Origin of the sequence: Georgenia yuyongxinii (assembly GCF_006352065.1) — a bacterium.
GTDB classification, from domain to species: Bacteria; Actinomycetota; Actinomycetes; order Actinomycetales; family Actinomycetaceae; genus Georgenia; species Georgenia yuyongxinii.
Genome location: NZ_CP040915.1, coordinates 3,697,532 through 3,715,486, shown reverse-complemented (window position 1 = coordinate 3,715,486; position 17,955 = coordinate 3,697,532). Strand labels below are relative to the sequence as shown.

Genomic DNA, 17,955 nt, shown 5'->3' with positions numbered 1-17,955 from the left:
GCGGCACCCGCCCTGCTGTGCACGCTCATGGGCGCAAAGCTTTCACGTCTGTGGCTCCTGTGGTGGGCGGTGCTGCTGTTTCAGTGGAGACTACTCCCGGCCCAGGGGACTTTTCTGAGCGTCAGCGTCCGGTCAGCGAACGGCCGATGGCCCGCGCATGACTTCTCGGCTGAGGTGCGCGGAAACCCTTGACCGAATTGTGACCATCTGGGTGAATGGCGCTCCGGCGCGGTCGACGATGCCCGCTCCGGAAGAGGTAGAGGAAGAGGGGATCCTCCCCACCCCCGGACATTTGCCGGCTCGTCCGGCACGAAGGAGATGGTCGTGAGTCCACGCAATATGTCGTTCCTGAGAAGAGCGGGGGTGACCGCAGCGGCAGCTGGTGCCCTGGTCGCGGCGCCCGTCGCCGTCATCCCGGCGGTCGCCGCGCCGGACGGCAGCGGTGTCGTCATCAACGAGGTCTACGCCCGGGGTGGCAGCGCCAACCAGCCGTTCACGCACAAGTTCGTGGAGCTGTACAACCCCACCGACGCTCCGGTGAACCTCGCAGGCCTGAGCCTGCAGTACCGCGCGGCCACCGCGTCGGGCAGCAGCAACAACACCGTGCCCCTGTCCGGCACGATCGCGGCGGGCGGGCACTTCCTCGTCTCGGGTGGCTCGAACGGGGGCGTGGGGGAGGCTGTGCCCGAGGTGGACCTCGTGGCCGGTGCGCTGAACCCCTCGGGCACCACGGGCACCGTCGCTCTCGTACGAGCCGCGTCCGCGGTCACCCTGCCGACCGGCAACGTCGCCGGGAACGCCCAGATCGTGGACCTCATCGGCTACGGGACCTCGAACACCTTCGAGGGCGCGGTGGCGGCCACCACCGGCACCAACGCCACCCCGCTGTCGTGGTCGCGCACGGCCTTCGCCGACACCGACAACAACGCCGCCGACTTCACCATGGGCGCACCCACCCCCCAGGGCTCCGGCAGCGATGGCGACGACGAGACGGTCGAGGCCACGATCGCCGAGATCCAGGGCACCGGGGCAGCCTCGCCGCTCGTCGGCCGCACGGTGGTCACGCGCGGCGTCGTCACTGCCGCGTACCCGACCGGCAACTTCGACGGTGTCTACCTCCAGACCCCCGGCACCGGCGCCGACCTCACCGGTCACGACGCCTCGGACGGCATCTTCGTCTTCTCCGGCGACCTCGCCCAGCAGGCCGAGGTCGGGCAGTACCTCGAGGTGACCGGGGAGGTGTCGGAGTTCGGCACGCTCACCGAGATCACCGCCGACGAGTGGGCCGTCCTCGACGAACCGGCTGATCCGGTGGTTCCCGCCGCCATCGCGCTTCCAGCCACCGACGCCGGCCGTGAGGTCTTCGAGGGCATGCTCGTCGCCCCGCAGGGGGAGTACACGGTCACCGACACCTTCGACACCAACCGGTTCGGCTCCGTGGGGCTCGCGGCGGGCACCGAGCCGCTCGTGCAGCCGAGCGAGACCGCGAACCCGGTGACGGACCGGGCCGCGTTCGACGCCGTCGCGGCCGGCAACGCCGCGCGCGCCGTCACCCTCGACGACGGCTCGAGCTGGGACTACACCAACTTCAACCAGCCCTACCACCAGACGCCGATCCCGTACCTCAGCCTCGAGAACCCCGTCCGGGTGGGTGCGGCCGTCACCTTCACCGACCCGGTGATCCTCGACTACCGCTTCCAGTGGAACTTCCAGCCAACCACCCAGGTGACGGGGACCAACGGTGCGGCCCCCGCGACGTTCGAGAACACCCGGGAGGCCGCGCCCGAGCAGGTCGGCGGCGACATCCAGCTGGCCTTCTTCAACGTGCTGAACTACTTCACCACCACCGGTGACGAGGTGGCCGGGTGCCGGTACTTCAGCGACCGCGTCGGTGACCCGGTCACCGTCCGGGACCGGTGCGACCCGCGCGGCGCGGCGGAGGATGAGGACCTCGAGCGCCAGCAGGCCAAGATCGTCGCAGCCATCAACGCCCTCGACGCCGAGGTCGTCGCGCTGGCCGAGATCGAGAACTCCTTCATCTTCACCGGCAGCCGCGACACCGCCCTCTCGCACCTGGTCGACGCGCTCAACGCCGATGCCGGCGCGGGGACCTGGGCCTACGTGCCCTCCCCGGCGAACGTGCCCGCAGCCGAGGACATCATCCGGAACGCGTTCATCTACAAGACCAAGCGGGTGGCGCCGGTCGGCCAGTCACAGATCCTCGTCGGGGACGCGGCGTTCGCCAACGCGCGTGAGCCGTTGGCCCAGGCGTTCCGGGCGCTCAACCCCGGCGGCCAGCCCAAGGGTCCGGAGTTCGTCGTCATCGCCAACCACTTCAAGTCCAAGGGGTCGGGCGTGGGCCCTGGCAACGATGTGGACGAGGGGCAGGGCCTGTCCAACGCCGACCGCGTCAAGCAGGCGGAGGCACTCGTGGCGTTCGCTGCCCAGTACAGGGCGACGCCGGTCTTCCTCGTGGGCGACTTCAACTCCTACACCGAGGAGGACCCGCTCGTGGTGCTCGGGGACGCGGGCTACACCAACATCGGCCAGACCAGGACCGAGGAGGACACCTACTCCTTCGACGGACTGGTCGGCTCCCTCGACCACGTCTTCGCCAACCAGGCAGCCACGAAGCTGGTGACCGGCGCGGACATCTGGAACATCAACGCCGGGGAGTCGGTCGGCCTGGAGTACAGCCGGCACAACTACAACGTCACCAACCTCTACGACGCCTCACCGTTCCGCTCAAGCGACCACGACCCGGTGATCGTGGGGCTGGATGTGCTGCCCGGCAAGGCACCGGACCACGCCTGGGAGAAGGGCGGCAAGGGGTAGCAGGCGACGGTCGGGTGCCGGCCTGGCCGGCACCCGGCTACTCGTCCGCGACCGCCTGCAGCACCGGCAACGACGTCGCCCGCCACGCGGGCAGCACCGCCGCGACCACGCCCACGACCCCCGAGACCAGCACCATCACCCCGAGCAGGTCCCACGGCACGGCGAGCTCGGTCAGGCCCTGCTCGGCGAACACGCTGGGCAGGGCCGAGGCCAGCCCCACCCCGATCGCCACCCCGAGCAGCGTCCCGAAGACGGCGGTGAGCACCGACTCGATGACGATCGTCGAGCCGAGCTGCGCACGCCCGAGCCCGACGGCGCGCATCAGCCCGATCTCACGCGTGCGCTCGATGACGGCGAGGGCGAGGGTGTTGACGATCCCCAGCACCGCGATCACCACGCTCAGCCCCAGCAGCGCGTAGAGGATCACCATCGCCTGGTCCACCTGCTCAGCCAGCGAGCTGGTCAGCTCCGCTGAGTCCTGCACCGTCAGCACCACGTACGGCTCGACGACGCCGTTGAGCGCCGTCCGTAGCTCGTCCTGGCTCACCCCGTCCGCCCCGTCGACCAGCACCGCAAGCACCACGGTCTCGATGTCCGGGACCACTGCCGTGAAGAGGGCGGAGTCCATGATCAGCGGGGCAGCGAGGAGCTGAGACTCGATGACGGCGCCCACCCGGGCCTCGCGCGGGCCGTCGGCGGTGGGCAGGGTGAAGACGTCGCCGACGGACCAGCCGTGCTCGATGGCGGCGGTGCGCGACACGGCGATCTCACCCTCGGCCAGGCCGGCAAGTGAGCCGGTGTCGACGGCGACCTCGATGGTCTGCCCCAGGGCGCCAGCCGGCAGCCCGGCCGCCCGGAATCCCTCCTGCGTGCCGTCGGCCTCGGTGACGGTGGCCTGGCCCACCGTCACCGTGTCCGCGCGGGCCACGACGTCGAGCGCGGCGATGTCCGTCGCCACCTGCGGCGGCACGGCGCGGGTGGCGGACTGCACCCAGAAGTCTGCGCGGGACTCGGTCGCGACGATCGCGCTGGTCGAGGCCTGCGCCGACTCGGCGAGCACCGCGCACGCGCCCACCAGCGCCATGCCGATCATCAGCGCCCCGGCGGTGCTGGCGGTCCGGCGCGGGTTGCGCGTGACGTTCCCGCGGGCCAGCCGGCCCATCGGCCGGGCCAGGGCGACGAACGGGGCGGCGAGCACCGCCAGCACCGCCCGTGCGATCGCGGGGGAGACGGCCAGCGCGCCGAGCAGCACGGCGCCCGCGCCGACGCCGAGCCAGGTGCCGGCCCGGGTGGTCTCCGGCTGGACCGAGACCACGGTGGCCGCCACGCCGCCGGCCAGGACCACGGCACCGACCGCGGCGCGCAGGCGCAGCGAGCGCTCGACCACGACGACGTCGTCGCGCATTGCCTCGACCGGCGGGGTGCCCGCCGCGCGGCGGGCCGGCAGCAGCGCAGCCACCATGGCCATGCCCGTGCCGAGCGCCACGATCGCTCCCGCCTGCGCGGGGGTGACGGCGACGTCGCCGGTCAGCTCCATCCCCATCGTGGCGAGCCACACGCGCAGGAGAGCCACGAGACCGACACCGGCGGCGACCCCGGCCGCCGAGCCGACCGCGCCCACCACGGCGGCCTGGCCCAGCACGGTGGTGAGCACCTGGCCGGGGGAGGCGCCAACGGCCCGCAGGAGCGCGAACTCCCGCTGCCGCTGGCGCACCGCCATCGCGAAGGTGTTGGCGATGATGAAGGCCCCGACAAACAGCGAGATGAGGGCGAAGACGAGGAGGAAGGTGCCAAGGAATCCCAGCAGCTGGTTGATGGCCTCGGTAGCCTCGTCCCGCAGCTGCGCGCCGGTGACCACCTCGACGTCGTCGGGGACCGCGGCGGCGACCCGCTCCTCGAGCGCGGGGAGATCGGCGCCGGCGTCGGCGAAGATCGCGACCTGGGGCACGAGGCCCTGCGGGGCGAACGCCGCCTCCCCGGTGGCCGGGTCGACGAGGACGAGGGTGGTCCCGACCATCGGGTTGCCGTAGGTAACCTCACCGACCACCGTCACGTCGGTGAGCCGGCCGTTGCCCACGACGACGCGGGTGGTGTCCCCGAGGCGCAGACCGGAGGCCTGGAGCGTGGTGGTCTCGAGCGCGATCTCGCCGGCGTCCCGCGGTGCGTGGCCGGCCAGCAGGGTGCCGGAGGGGTCGTTCTCGCGGAGCACGCTGCCCAGCGAGGGGGCCTGACCGTTGACGACGGCCTGCCCGTCGGCGCCGATCAGGACGACGGTGCCCAGGAGGTCCGGCACCGCCTGGGCGACGCCGTCGAGCCCGGCGACCTCGGACGCCAGGGTGGCGGGGACGGGATCACGGGGCTCGGTGAGAGTGCCGCCCGGTGCGGCGCCCGCGCCGGACGGTTCACCGCCGTCGGACTCCTGAGGACCCCCGGTCTCCGGGGCGCCGCGCAGATAGAGGTCGCCCTGAGTGGTCGAGGCGATGATCGAGCCGAACGTGTCCGCGAGCATGGCGCGCAGGGAGAAGGTGCCCGTGACGAACGCGATGCCGAGCGTGACCGCCAGCACGCTGAGCAGGAACCGGACGAGGTGGCTGCGGACCTCCCGTAGCGCGACGCGCAGCATCAGGCGGGCTCGGTCGCGCGCCGGCGCTCGCGGGCGACGCTGAGCTCGCCGAGTGCGTCGAGCACCGCGGCCTCGTCGGGGTCGAGCAGCTGGGCCTCGAGCCGGCCGTCCGCCAGGAACAGGACCCGATGGGCATAGGCCGCGGCCATGGGCTCGTGGGTGACCATGACGACGGAGTGGCCCAGGTCGTCCACGCTGCGGCGCAGGAAGCTCAGCACCTCCGCCGCGGAGCGAGAGTCGAGGTTGCCGGTGGGCTCGTCCGCGAAGACGACCGAGGGCTCGGCGATGAGCGCCCGCGCGCACGCCACCCGCTGCTGCTGCCCGCCGGAGAGCTCGCTGGGCCGGTGGTGGAGCCGGTCCTGCAGCCCGACGGCGCGCACGACGGCGTCGAAGCGCTCGTGGTCGACCGGCCGGCGGGCGATGTCCAGCGGGAGGCGGATGTTCTCCGCGGCGGTGAGCGTCGGCACGAGGTTGTAGGCCTGGAACACGAAGCCGATCCGGGTGCGCCGGAGCTTGGTCAGCTGGCGCTGGTTCATCCGGGAGATCTCGACGCCGTCGACCACCACGGAGCCGGCGGTCGGGGAGTCCAGGCCGGCGAGGCAGTGCATGAGGGTGGACTTGCCCGAGCCGGACGGACCCATGACGGCGGTCAGCTCGCCGCGTGCGAGGTCCACGTCGACGCCGTCGAGCGCGCGCACCTGGGTGTCACCGGCGCCATAAACCTTGGTCAGGCCGCGCGCGGAAGCGATGGTGTCGGGTGCGGGCTCGGCGGGGGTGTGCACCGGGGTGGGACGGCGTCGGAGCCCGTCGGGAGGAGGGCCGGCCGGGCGGGCCGCACTATCCAGCCGGGACGTCTCGTCGCGGGCCGCCTCGGGGACGTCTGTCGAGTGCTCCCGAGCGGTCGTTGTCGCATGCCCGGCGGCGGGACCGTCCGGCTCACCGGTGCTGTGCTTGCCCATGCGGCGATTCTCGCTCAGGGACGGGAGCGCCGTCGTCCTCAATGACGCTTTGCCACAGGTCTCCGCGCAGCGTCCACCGTCCGGCGTGACGATGTTCTTGCCCGACTGGCCGCACCTTCGTCGCACTCGGTGGGCTCGTGCGCGTGGCGTCCTCCCCACTGCGACGAACTTGCTGTCTGGCGGGCTACGGAGACGGCAACATCGTCGCAATCGACCCCGTTGGCGCGGGCCGGTCTTGTCGGGTGTGACGGTGCTGCGATGTCGGGCTGGGCCGCGAGAAATCACGTCGCTCCTGTGCCGAGTCTGCGACAGCGATCCCCATCCGGGACGACGAAGGCCCCGCACTCGGAAGTGCGGGGCCTTCTGTGGTGGCTCCGACCGGCGTCGATCCGGTGACCTTTCGATTTTCAGTCGAACGCTCTACCAACTGAGCTACAGAGCCCTGACACGAACGCCCAGTCCTCTCGGACTGGGCGTCCGTACCGGCGACCCCGACGGGACTTGAACCCGCGACCTCCGCCGTGACAGGGCGGCGCGCTAACCAACTGCGCTACGGGGCCTCGTGTGAGGCGTGGAGCCTGGTACTTCGTATTCAGTTTGTCCTGCTGGTGGTGCGTACCCCCAACGGGATTCGAACCCGTGCTACCGCCGTGAAAGGGCGGGGTCCTAGGCCGCTAGACGATGGGGGCCCGTTACTGCTGTGGACTACCCGTGACGCCGGAGCGCCCCAAGACCTCGGTCAGCATACGGGGAAGAAGGGTCGGGGAGCAAAGTCGGCAAGGTGTGCTCCCGGTCACGCGCCGGAGTGCCGCCGCGGGGACTGGAAGGGAACCGGTGCGATCCCTCCGGAGAACGGCCGCCGCCCGGGGAGGCAAGATGGGGCTCGTGGTGGAGATGACGCAGGAGGCCTTCGAGGAGGCGGTCGCGGACGCGCTGGACCTCATCCCGGAGGAGCTGGCCGAGAAGATGGACAACGTGGTGGTGCTCGTCGAGGACGAGCCCACCCCCGAGCAGCTCCAGGGAGACGAGGACGACCTGCTGGGCATCTACGAGGGCACCCCGCTGACCGAGCGGGACTCGTGGTGGGCGGCCGGCTCGCTCCCGGACCGCATCACGATCTTCCGCGGCCCCACGCTGCGCATGTGCGAGAGCGCCGACGAGGTCGTCGAGGAGGTGGCGATCACCGTGGTGCATGAGATCGCGCACCATTTCGGGATCGACGACGATCGGCTGCACGAGCTCGGCTGGGCCTGACACCCGACACCCGACACCCGCACCTGACACCCGACACCTGACGCGTGACGCCCGAGGGCGCGGGTCAGGCGCTCTCTTCGTCGTCCTCCGCGATCTCCCCGGCCACCGCGTCGTCCCCGGAGGACATCACGGTGCCGGTGCTGACGTGGATCTTCTCCGCGTCGTCACCGGCGACGGCGCCGTCGAACGTGGGCAGCACGATCCCCGTCTCGTCGTCCACCGGTGCGCGCACCATGGAGATCGTGGCCCACCCGCGGGCGAGGAGGTAGTGGTCGGTGCCGGGCTCCTCCTCGGCCTCCGCGCCGGAGTAGGTCAGCTGGACGTAGCCGCTGCCCTTCTCCTTCACCCGTGCCTGGACGGCACCGAAGCTGGCCAGGGAGGCCGCCCGCAGGCCGCGGAGCCGGTCCGGGGCGACGTCCGGGACGTTGATGTTCAGGACCCGGTCGTGCCAGGGCTGCTCGACGAGCCAGTGCAGCCCGCGCGCGGAGACCTGCCGGGCGGTGTCCCAGTGCTGCGGCTTGGCGGACGCGATGGAGACGGCCATCGCACGGATGCCGTGCGAGGAGGCGGACAGCGCCGCCCCGACCGTGCCGGAGTGCAGGGTGGCGCGCCCGGTGTTGGCGCCCAGGTTGATCCCGCTCATCACCACGTCCGGCTTGGGGCCGAACGCGCCGAAGGCCGCGACGAAGGTGATGAGCGCCGGGGCCGCCTTCACCCCGAAGGCGGTGACGCCGTCGGGCAGTCCGGGTGGCCGCTCGTCGACGAGCACGAGGTGCCCGTCCTGCTCCTGCGCGGTCAGGGCCGCGCTCGCGCCCGAGTACTGGCGGTGCGGGGCCGCGACCACGACCTCGTGGCCCGCCTCGAGGGCGGCCTCTGCGAGGACGGTCAGCCCGGCTGAGGCGATGCCGTCGTCGTTGGTCACCAGCACTCGCACCTTGCACCATCTCCTCTAGAGGACCGAGCCGGTTGCCACCATCTTCCCGCTTGTGCCGCTGCACGCATCCGACGCCGCCCGCACCGGCAACCTGCGGCAGTCGGCGCCCGGGCTGCGCGACCGGCCGGCTACGGCGACTCCCGCACAGTGATGCGCCGGGCGAAGCGCTCGATCTGGTCCCGCCGGCCCGTGCCCAGGCCGCGCCGGGTGACGTTAAGGGCGCCCGCCGCCGCACCCAGCCGGGCGGCGTCGGCGATGTCGAGTCCGCGACCGAGGCCGACGGCGAGCCCGGCGGTCATCGAGTCACCGGCCCCGCGGTGGTCGAGCGGGGTCATGACGGGCCCCTCGACCAGGCGCACGCTCTCGGCCGTGACCAGCAGGGAGGACTCCTGCGCGCGGGAGACCACCATGGCGCGCACCCCCCGGTCCACCAGCTTTCGCGCAGCGGCGAGCAGCGAGGCCTCCTCGGCGTCGGGTGCGAGGCCGGCGGCGCACACCTCCTCGTGGCTCATCTTCAGCACGTGCGGCCCGGCCTTCGCGGCGGATATCGCGGCCTCGCCGGACAGGTCCGCCACGACGGTGCAGCCGGCCTGCTTCAGGTCCCGCACGATGCGGCCGAAGAAGCTCGCCGGGACGACGTCGGCCGGCTCGGCCCCGGTCACGACCAGCACGTCCGCCTCCAGGGCGTCGACGAGCACCGTGCCATACAGGTCGTCCAGCTCGTGCCGGTTGAGGGAGAACGGCGGCATGTGCGCGACCGTCTCGCGGTCCTCGCCGCGCAGGTCGTGGACGTACGCGCCGTTGCCGCCGTTGTAGGCCACCCCGTGGATGGTCAGCTTGTCCGTGATGAGCATCTGCGCCACCAGCGGGCCGATCTCCCCGCCGAACGGCCCGCACACCGTCACCTCGGCACCGAGGGACACCGCCATCCGCGCGACCCACAGCCCCTGACCGCCGGGGTGCATGTGCACGTCGGCCTGCCGGCCCGTCCGGTCCGGCAGCCCCTCGGTCTCGGCGATCTCCACGACCAGCAGCGGGGTCGGGGCGAGCACGCAGATCCTGGGCCGCTGCTGCGTCCCCGCGACGACGTCGGGCGCCGCTCCCGGCGTCCCGGCACCGTGCGGCCGGGCCGGGGGATTCTCCGGGACGAGGGGGAAGGCCGCACCGAGCGGCGCGGCGAAGCCGTCCATGCACGGAGAGTAGGGGCCGCACGCGCTGCACGCGAGGGATCGCCGCGGCATTCTGACCGCTCCCCACCGGTAGGCAGAGGGGAGCCGCCGGAGGCACCATATGGGCATGACGAGCCCGCAGCAGACGACGAGCACGCCGCCCGTGCGCATCATCGAGGGGCAGGCGGCCAGCGACCGCGCGGCGCGCGCCCTCTCGTCCTACTTCGCCGAGCTCGACCGGCGGCTGGAGGGCGGCTTCGACCCGAAGCTGACCGAGCAGGTGGACCCCGACGACGTCACGCCCCCCAGGGGTGACTTCCTCCTGCTCACCGAGCTCGCCTCCGGCACCGTGCTCGGGTGCGGCGGGGTGCGGGTGCTCCCGAACGGCGACGTCGAGCTGCGGCGGATGTGGCTGGCGACCGACGCCCGCGGCAAGGGGCTGGGGCGCTTCCTGCTGCGCGCGCTGGAGAACCGCGCCCGGGCGCTCGGCGGGCGGCGGGTGGTGCTCAGCATCAACGAGTCGCTGACCGAGGCGATCTCGCTCTACGCGTCCGCCGGGTACACCGCCACGCAGCCGTTTGAGGACAACCCGTACGTGACGGTGTTCCTCGGCAAGGACCTCTGAGGTCCCGGCAAGTACCGGGTATCCACTCGGGTACCAGCCGGGCATCCCGTGGGGTGCCCGACGGGCGCGCCGACCTAGCCTGGGACCATGAGGTCTGCCGAGCTCCAAGAGACTGCCGAGATCGCCGTCGAGTGGCTGTCCGTCGCCTTGTGGGTGGCCGGTGGCGTGATCGCCGGGCTCCTGGCCAGCTACGTGGTCACGGGGACCATGCGGGTCGTCGCCAGGCGCCGGCCGGTAGCCGGCGTGCTGGTGCGGCGTGGCCGACGGCCCCTGCAGGCGATCCTGGTGGTGATCGGCGCGTGGACCGGCCTCGTCCTTGCCACCCCCGTCCCGCGGGGGATCGTCGAGCCAACCTGGCGTACGTTCGCCCAGCACGCCCTGCTGATCGTCCTGATCGCCGCGGTCACCTGGTTCGTCGCCGCGATGGTCCGCGTGGTGGAGGACGCCGCGCTCGCCCGCATCGCCCGCACGGGCGCCACCACCCGGGCACGCCGGGTCCAGACCCAGGCGCAGGTCCTGCGGCGGGTGGGGGTCGCCGTCATCGTCGTCGTGGGGATCGCGGCGGCACTGCTCACCTTCGAGGGGGCCCGGACCGCCGGCGCCAGCCTGCTGGCCTCCGCCGGTCTGCTCTCGGTGGTGGCCGGCCTGGCCGCGCAGACCACGCTCGGCAACGTCTTCGCGGGACTTCAGCTCGCTTTCACCGACGCGATCCGGGTGGACGACATCGTCATCGTCCAGGGGCAGTTCGGCTACATCGAGGAGATCACGCTGACCTACGTGGTGGTTCGGCTCTGGGACGACCGGCGGATGATCATGCCGTCGACCGAGTTCACCACCAAGCCCTTCGAGAACTGGACGCGGCAGGCGCCGGCGCTGCTCGGCACCGTGGAGATCGAGACCGACTGGCGCGTGCCCGTCCCGGCCATGCGTGCCGAGCTCGAGCGGCTGCTGCGGCAGACGGACCTGTGGGACGAGCGGGTGGGCCTGCTCCAGGTGGACAAGGCCACCGGGGGCACGCTGACGATGCGGGCCCTCGTCTCGGGCAAGGACGCCGGCACGCTGACCGACCTGAAGTACTTCCTGCGCGAGAACCTCGTGGACTGGCTGCAGACTGTCGCCCCCTACGCCCTGCCCCGGCAGCGGTTCGAAGAGCAGGAGGTCGTGACGGTCACCGACAAGCGCTCCGACCCCCGCTACCGGGAGGTGGTCGACGAGCTGAACGAGCTCACCGAGCTGGACGGCGCGCCGACGGCCGCAGCGGACGACACCCTGCTCGCGCCGCCGCTGCCCGAGGACACCGACGTGCGGCGCGAACGTGAGCTCGCCGCCCGGCGCGCCCGGCGCCGGGCCGAGCGCGAGGACCGGCGCCGCGCCCGCTCGGGGGAGAGCCTGCGCCGGGCGGACCTGCGGCCGCGCCCCTCCACCGACACCACCCAGCTCATCGAGCCGGGCGCGCTCGCGCTGCCCGGCGAGCCGGGACCGGGCGGTGACCACGGGAACGACGACGCGGCGCGCGACCACGCCGGCAGCCACGCGGCGCGCGACCACGCGGCCGACGACCGCTCGGCCACCACACCCGTCCCCACCCGCCCGGCCACCCGGACACCGCTGCGTGTCCGCCGGCCCCGCGCCGAGGACGAGTCGGCGAGCACCGCCGTGCTGCAGCCCACCGGCACGGCCGTCGGGCACGAGGCGAGCTTCTTCAGCGGCTCGAAAGAGGCCGAGGAGCGGGCGGAGGCGTTCAGCGGTCCGGCCCAGGAGGTGCTCGAGGAGCGCGAGGCCGTGGCCGAGCGCAAACGGGAGGACAGCCGGGGGCGCGGGGCGGTCCACGGCAAGGACGCGGCGCCGGACGACGCAGACGGGCCGGCGTGACGCGGACGCGTTCGCAGCGCAGGATGGAGCCATGACCAAGATCTCCAAGTCCGAGGAGCAGTGGCGCGCCGAGCTCGACAAGTTCGAGTACCACGTGCTGCGCGAGGCCGGCACCGAGCGTCCCTTCACCGGCAAGCTGCTCGGCGAGGACCGTGCCGGCGTGTACAGCTGTCGCGCCTGCGGCGCCGAGCTGTTCCGTTCGGCCACGAAGTTCGAGGCCCACTGCGGCTGGCCCAGCTTCTACGCCCCCAAGGAGAGCGACGCCGTCGAGCTGATCGTGGACCGCTCGCACGGGATGGTGCGCACCGAGGTCCGCTGCGCCGCCTGCGGGTCCCACCTGGGCCACGTCTTCGACGACGCGCCGCAGACGCCCACCGGAGACCGGTTCTGCATGAACTCCGTCTCCCTGACGTTCGAGGAGCGGCCGGACGGCGCGCCGGCACCGTGACGGCCCTGCGGCTGCTCACCGTCAACCTCCAGCACGCCCTGCCCGCGGTCGGCTCACCACGGGTCGGTCAGCCGGCCGACGGCGTCAGCCTCACCGAGGCGGCCGCAGAGCTCCGCGCGGTGGACGCGGACATCGTGCTCGTCCAGGAGGTCGACCGGCACCAGCCACGCTCGGGACGGGTGGACCAGGCGGCGCTGCTGGCCCGCGAGCTGGACCTGCCGCACCACCGGTTCGCCGCCTCGCTGGCCGGCTCCGCCACAGGGCTGGCCCGCCGGCCGCGACGCTCGTCCGTCGACGGGCCCGCCTACGGCGTCGCGCTCCTGAGCCGCTACCCCGTGCGCTCCTGGCACGCGCTGCGGCTGCGTGGCGGCGGCGTCCGGCTGCGCCGCGGCGCGGACCTGCTCGGATGGTCGCTGGGCGGGTGGTTCCCGCAGGTGGACGCAGGCCGGGTGTGCCTGGCCGCCGTCGTGGAGACACCTGGCGGCCCGACAACCGTGGCGGTGACGCACCTGTCGGTGTTTCCCGACGTGGCCCGGCGGCAGCTGGCCCGGTGCGTGCGGGCGCTGGCCGTGCTGCCTGGCCCGCGAGTGCTCGGCGGGGACCTCAATCTCCCGCCCGCCGCGGTCGAGGAGGTCACCGGGTGGACTGCGCTGGCGGTGGCCCCGACCTTCACCAACGCCCGCCCGCGCACCCAGCTCGACCATCTGCTCGGTGATGGCGTGCGCCCCGCCGGCACCGGACGGGCGCACCACCTGACGATCTCGGACCACGCCGCGCTCAGCGCCGAGGTTGTGCCGGTCCCCTGACCCAGCGGTGCCCGGCCCGGACGGCCGTGGATGGGAGGATGACCCGGGCCGCCGGAGCGGCGCAGGAAGGGGGACCCGGCGTGGGAGCAGTGCTCACGGGCTTCGCCACCCTCGCGGTGATCGTCGTCCTCGGGTACCTGCTCGGTCGCTTCGAGGTGCTCGGCAAGGACGCGGACCTCGTCCTGTCCCGGCTGACGTTCTTCGCCGCCACCCCGGCGCTGATGTTCCTCACCGTCGCAGGCGCCGACGTCACCGACATCTTCTCCGCCGGCGCCCTCGTCAACGTCGTTACCGTGGCGGTCGCCGCGCTGGTGTACGTCGTGGTCGCCCGGTTCCTGCTGGGCCGGCGCGGTGCCGAGCTCACCCTCGGGACACTCAGCGCCAGCTACGTCAACGCGGGCAACCTCGGCATCCCGATCCTCGTATTCGCGGTCGGCGACGCGGCGGCGATCGCGCCCATCCTCCTGCTTCAGCTGCTGGTGATGGTGCCGGTCAGCTTCACCGTCCTCGATCTGCAGACCGGCCGGCGCGGGACCTCCCTCGGACACGTCCTGCTGACCCCGGTGCGCAACCCCCTGGTCATCGGTGTCGCGCTCGGCCTGCTGTTCTCGGTCACCGGCTGGCGGCTCCCCGATCTCGTGCTCGCCCCGATCGAGATGGTCGGTGCGATGGCAGTGCCCACCATGCTGGTCGCGTTCGGGCTGTCCCTGCGTGGGTCGCCGTTGCCCGGCACCGGCGCGGGACGCGGGCCGCTGTGGCTCGCCGTCGGCCTCAAGACCCTCCTCGCGCCGGCGGTCGCCTACGTCCTGGCGTGGAAGGTCATGGGACTGAGCGGCTCGGACCTGCTCGGCACCGTGGTCGTCGCGGCGCTGCCGACGGCGCAGAACGTCTTCGTCTACGCCATGCGGTACGGCCGGGCGGTCCCGCTCGTGCGGGACACGGTGCTGCTCAGCACGCTGGTCTGCATCCCGGTGGTCGTCGCGTTCGCGGGAGCGCTGACGTGAACCGTGGGCGGGTGCCGGCTCCCGCGCTGTTCATGTTCTCCGGGCTGAGCCAATACGTGGGGGCCGCGATCGCCGTCGGCCTGTTCACGCTCATGCCCGCCACCACGGTGGCGTGGTGGCGCATCGCCGTCTCGGCGGTGCTGCTGCTGGCCTGGCGGCGCCCGTGGCGCCGGGCCTGGACGTGGCGCCACCTGGGAAGCTCGGCGCTGTTCGGCCTCGTGCTGGCCGGGATGAACCTGCTCTTCTACGTGGCGATCGACCACCTGCCCCTCGGCACCGCCGTCTCCCTGGAGTACCTCGGGCCGGTGGCCGTCGCGGCCATCGGCGGGCGCGGCTGGCGGATCCGGCTCGCGATCGGCGTCGCGCTGCTCGGCGTGCTGTCGATCTCCGGGCTCGGCCTGGACTGGTCGGCTCCCGGCACCGCCGTCGGGGTCGGCTTCGCGCTCGCGGCCGGGGCGGCGTGGGCGGTCTACATCGTCCTGGGCCGGCGGATCGCTGCCGGGCGCAGCGGGCTGGACTCCCTGGCGGTGGGGATGACGGCCGGCGCGCTGGTCTACGTCCCGGTGGCCGCGCGCACGGCCGGCGAGCCCCTGGCCGACCCGGCCCTCCTGCTGGCCGTGGTCGGGGTGGGCGTGCTCTCCTCGCTGGTGCCGTACGCGATCGAGCAGGTCGCCCTCACCCGGCTCTCCGCGGCCACGTTCGCGCTGCTCACCTCGCTGCTGCCGGCGACGTCCCTGCTGGTCGGGCTCGTGGTGCTCGAGCAGGTGCCCACCACCGGAGAGGTGCTCGGGCTGGTGCTGATAAGCGTCGCCGTGGCGTTGGCCGCGCAACCGTCGGCAGGCCCGCCGCGGCGCCGCAGCGCCCGGTGACCGGGGCCGTGTGTGACCAAGATCACAGCCGGCTCTCGTCATGGGTGTCGCCGCGGGGTCGATGTCTGACAGGACTGCGTGTCTCGCGCTCGACGGGGAGGGCAACATGGCCGACGCCGCCACGGCTGTCCGTCCCATGCCACTGCGTGGCCGCTATCAGACGCGAGACCGCGCCGAGGGCCGAGGCCGCGGCCGGGCACGGGCGTGGTTCGCGAACCGGCCGATCGGCCGCAAGATCATCAGCGCGGTCGGCATCCTCGGGATCGTCGCGCTCACCATGGCCGCGCTCGGCATCCTCAACGTGCGGGGCCTTGCCGGGGCGATGGACGACCAGTACCACTTCTCGACCGCGTCGGTCCTGGATCTCGTCAGCGCCGAACGGCTGTTCACCGAGAGCCGCACGCAAGCCCTCGCCCTGCCGATGCGCTCGCCGGTGACCGTCGAGCAGCACCTGGTCGAGCTCGACGAGCGGGCGGCCGTGACGTTGGAGCGGCTCGAGGTGTACCGCCCCACGGCGGCGAACCCGAGTCTCGTCGACCCGATCCGGACGGCGCTGGAGGCCTACCACGGGGCGGTCCGGACCGGATGGGCCGAACACGTGCGGTCCGGTGACGGCGCCGCGACCGAGGCGTACTTCGAGCGGACCCTCCACCCGTTGGCCCAGAACGTCAGCGACCTGATCCGGTCCTCGCTCATCGCCGAGGACGACTACGCCACCGACGCCATGGAGGACGGGGCGGCACAGGCCACTCGTGCCGAGCGCAACCTCGTCGTCGCACTGATCGTCGGCCTCGCCACCAGCGGCCTGATCGCCACCCTCATCGTCAGGCAGATCACCCGGACCGTGCGGACGGTCGGCGCGTCGGTAGCCGCGCTCGGCCGCGGCGACCTGACTGCGCTCCCGGAGGTGGGTGCGCGAGACGAGCTGGGGCACATGGCCGCCTCGCTCGGCGCGTCCATGCGCCAGCTGGGCCGCACCATGGCCGCGGTCAGCCAGACGGCGCAGGCCGTCGCGACCGCCGCGGAGGAGCTCTCCGCCGGCAGCACGCACGTGGCCGCTGGGGCCGCGGAAGCCTCGGCCCAGGTGGGCGTGGTCGCCTCGGCCACCGAGCAGATCTCGCACAACGTCCAGTCCGCCGCGGCGGGCGCCGAGCAGATGGAGGTGTCGATCCGGCAGATCGCGCACAACGCCGCCGAGGCGGCGAAGGTCGCCGCCCAGGCGACCGAGCACGCGGCGGCCACCAACGGCGTCATCACCCGGCTGGGGGAGTCCTCCCAGGAGATCGGCGACGTCGTCAAGGTCATCACCGCCATCGCGGAGCAGACGAACCTGCTGGCCCTCAACGCCGCGATCGAGGCCGCCCGTGCCGGCGAGGTGGGCAAGGGCTTCGCCGTCGTAGCCTCGGAGGTCAAGGAGCTGGCCCACGAGACGGCGCGGGCGACGGAGTCCATCGCCCGCCGGATCGAGGCCATCCAGGCCCAGACGGGCGTGGCGGTGGGTGCCATCGGCCGGATCAGTGAGGTCGTGGGGCAGATCAACGACTATCAGATGACGATCGCCTCCGCGGTCGAGGAACAGACCGTGACGACCAACGCGATGTCCCGGTCGTTCGCCGAGGCTGCCACCGGGGCCCGGGAGATCGCTCAGAACATCACTGGGGTCGCCACCGCTGCCCGCACCACGTCCGACGTCACGGGACACATGGAGGCCTCGACCGACGAGCTCGCCCGCATGTCGGACGAGCTGCGCGAGCGCGTGAGCGTCTTCAGGTTCTGAACAGACCCGTGTCCGGGCCCGGAAGCTGGCTGACCGCCGTGGCTGCCGCCCCGCCCCGCAGCCGGGCCGCGTGCTCGAGCCAGCCGGGCGGCAGCCACGCCCCCGTCGCGAGCTGCGGGTGCGTCGGGTGGGCGGCCAGGGCCCACATGGCGAAGAGCAGCTCGGCCCAGTCGGACTCCAGGAGCCAGCGCACCGGTCCCGCGGTGGACTGGCCAGACAGGTCGACGAGGCCCGGGCGACCCACCTCGCACGCCCCGACCGCCGCGAAGGACCAGGGCGCCAGGCCGGCCGGGGCCGAGATGTAGAAGCCGTGGGTGGAGACCGTCAGCAGGCCGGTGCCCGCCGGCACCCAGCGCGGGGCGGCGTCGAGACGTGCCGCCTTCTTCCGGCGGGAGTTCCCGAGCACCTGCCCGGCCGCCACGGCCGCCGTCGCCGCCAGTCCCACCGCACCGGTGGCGAAGAAGAAGCCCGAGCTGCGCCGGTAGGAGCCGTCCCCCGCCTGGACCACGTACCGGGTGACCGGCCCAGCGGCCAGCAAGGTCTCGCCGTCGGCCACCGGACGCACCGGGGAGCCGACCGGAACCGGCGGGTGCACCGGGAGACCGCGCACGCGGGCCGCCACCATCTCGCAGGTGTCCCACAGTGCACGGTCGCGGTCGCTCCAGCCGGGTTGCTCGCCCACGCCCCGACCCTACGGCCGCACCGCCGTGCGCCGTCTCACCGGACCACACGCTCCGCAACTGGACGGCGCGTGCGATACTGGACACCAGGGACGCCCGC

14 protein-coding genes and 3 tRNA genes are annotated in these 17,955 nt (G+C 72.8%); 9 read left to right on the top strand and 8 right to left on the bottom strand.

The genetic code is table 11. From position 1 onward, the window contains the following. The first annotated feature begins 324 nt into the window (after window positions 1-324). Entirely contained in the window at window positions 325-2,835 is a 2,511-nt protein-coding gene (locus tag FE374_RS16905) for an ExeM/NucH family extracellular endonuclease (RefSeq protein ID WP_230978363.1), read from the top strand. A 37-nt stretch (window positions 2,836-2,872) separates the two neighbouring features. On the opposite strand, the gene FE374_RS16900 is transcribed toward FE374_RS16905, so the two are convergent. The 5 genes from FE374_RS16900 to FE374_RS16880 form a co-directional block, all read right to left on the bottom strand. Continuing rightward, a complete protein-coding gene (locus FE374_RS16900; RefSeq protein ID WP_139930430.1) occupies window positions 2,873-5,458 on the bottom strand; it encodes an ABC transporter permease in 2,586 nt (861 codons plus the stop codon). After that, a complete protein-coding gene (locus tag FE374_RS16895) occupies window positions 5,458-6,417 on the bottom strand; it encodes an ABC transporter ATP-binding protein (RefSeq protein WP_139930428.1) in 960 nt (319 codons plus the stop codon). Before FE374_RS16895 ends, FE374_RS16900 begins: the two co-directional genes overlap by 1 nt. A 366-nt stretch (window positions 6,418-6,783) precedes the next feature. After that, a tRNA-Phe gene (locus FE374_RS16890) sits at window positions 6,784-6,859 on the bottom strand. A 44-nt stretch (window positions 6,860-6,903) separates the two neighbouring features. After that, window positions 6,904-6,977: transfer RNA gene (locus FE374_RS16885), tRNA-Asp, on the bottom strand. A gap of 56 nt (window positions 6,978-7,033) precedes the next feature. Then, window positions 7,034-7,106, bottom strand: a tRNA-Glu gene (locus tag FE374_RS16880). A gap of 187 nt (window positions 7,107-7,293) precedes the next feature. Between FE374_RS16880 and FE374_RS16875 the strand changes: the two genes are divergently transcribed. Continuing rightward, complete coding sequence (locus FE374_RS16875) at window positions 7,294-7,671, top strand: metallopeptidase family protein (RefSeq protein ID WP_139930426.1); 378 nt, start codon at window positions 7,294-7,296, stop codon at window positions 7,669-7,671. A gap of 64 nt (window positions 7,672-7,735) precedes the next feature. Here the strand turns inward: FE374_RS16875 and surE are convergent, their stop codons facing one another. Beyond that, a complete protein-coding gene (gene surE, locus FE374_RS16870; RefSeq protein ID WP_230978362.1) occupies window positions 7,736-8,593 on the bottom strand; it encodes a 5'/3'-nucleotidase SurE in 858 nt (285 codons plus the stop codon). Window positions 8,594-8,733: 140 nt separating this feature from the next. After that, window positions 8,734-9,795, bottom strand: a complete 1,062-nt coding sequence (locus FE374_RS16865; RefSeq protein ID WP_139930422.1) for a 1-phosphofructokinase family hexose kinase — start codon at window positions 9,793-9,795, stop codon at window positions 8,734-8,736. Between the two features lie 106 nt (window positions 9,796-9,901). On the opposite strand from FE374_RS16865, the gene FE374_RS16860 reads away from it, so the two are divergent. The 7 genes from FE374_RS16860 to FE374_RS16830 all read left to right on the top strand — a co-directional run bounded on the left by FE374_RS16860 (window position 9,902) and on the right by FE374_RS16830 (window position 17,175). Next, window positions 9,902-10,399, top strand: a complete 498-nt coding sequence (locus tag FE374_RS16860) for a GNAT family N-acetyltransferase (RefSeq protein ID WP_230978361.1) — start codon at window positions 9,902-9,904, stop codon at window positions 10,397-10,399. Window positions 10,400-10,486: 87 nt separating this feature from the next. Further along, window positions 10,487-12,271 (top strand): mechanosensitive ion channel family protein, encoded by a 1,785-nt coding sequence (locus FE374_RS19985; RefSeq protein ID WP_230978360.1) that lies wholly within the window; start codon window positions 10,487-10,489, stop codon window positions 12,269-12,271. Window positions 12,272-12,302: 31 nt separating this feature from the next. Beyond that, window positions 12,303-12,719, top strand: coding sequence for a peptide-methionine (R)-S-oxide reductase MsrB (msrB, locus tag FE374_RS16850; protein WP_139930418.1), 417 nt, complete (start codon window positions 12,303-12,305; stop codon window positions 12,717-12,719). Next, window positions 12,716-13,525 carry an endonuclease/exonuclease/phosphatase family protein gene (locus FE374_RS16845; protein ID WP_168205729.1) on the top strand — a complete coding sequence of 270 codons (810 nt, stop codon included), beginning with the start codon at window positions 12,716-12,718 and terminating at the stop codon, window positions 13,523-13,525. Before msrB ends, FE374_RS16845 begins: the two co-directional genes overlap by 4 nt. A gap of 80 nt (window positions 13,526-13,605) precedes the next feature. Beyond that, on the top strand, window positions 13,606-14,529 hold the full coding sequence (locus FE374_RS16840; RefSeq protein WP_230978359.1) for an AEC family transporter: 924 nt from the start codon (window positions 13,606-13,608) through the stop codon (window positions 14,527-14,529). Window positions 14,530-14,540: 11 nt separating this feature from the next. Then, the gene (locus tag FE374_RS16835) at window positions 14,541-15,398 is read left to right on the top strand and encodes an EamA family transporter (protein WP_223173567.1); all 858 of its coding nucleotides are present in this window, start codon (window positions 14,541-14,543) and stop codon (window positions 15,396-15,398) included. A gap of 106 nt (window positions 15,399-15,504) precedes the next feature. Beyond that, window positions 15,505-17,175, top strand: a complete 1,671-nt coding sequence (locus FE374_RS16830; protein ID WP_168205728.1) for a methyl-accepting chemotaxis protein — start codon at window positions 15,505-15,507, stop codon at window positions 17,173-17,175. Here FE374_RS16830 and FE374_RS16825 read toward each other — a convergent pair. Further along, window positions 17,165-17,857, bottom strand: coding sequence for a hypothetical protein (locus FE374_RS16825; RefSeq protein ID WP_139930412.1), 693 nt, complete (start codon window positions 17,855-17,857; stop codon window positions 17,165-17,167). The two genes, FE374_RS16830 and FE374_RS16825, sit on opposite strands and share 11 nt — an antisense overlap. Window positions 17,858-17,955 lie beyond the last annotated feature (98 nt).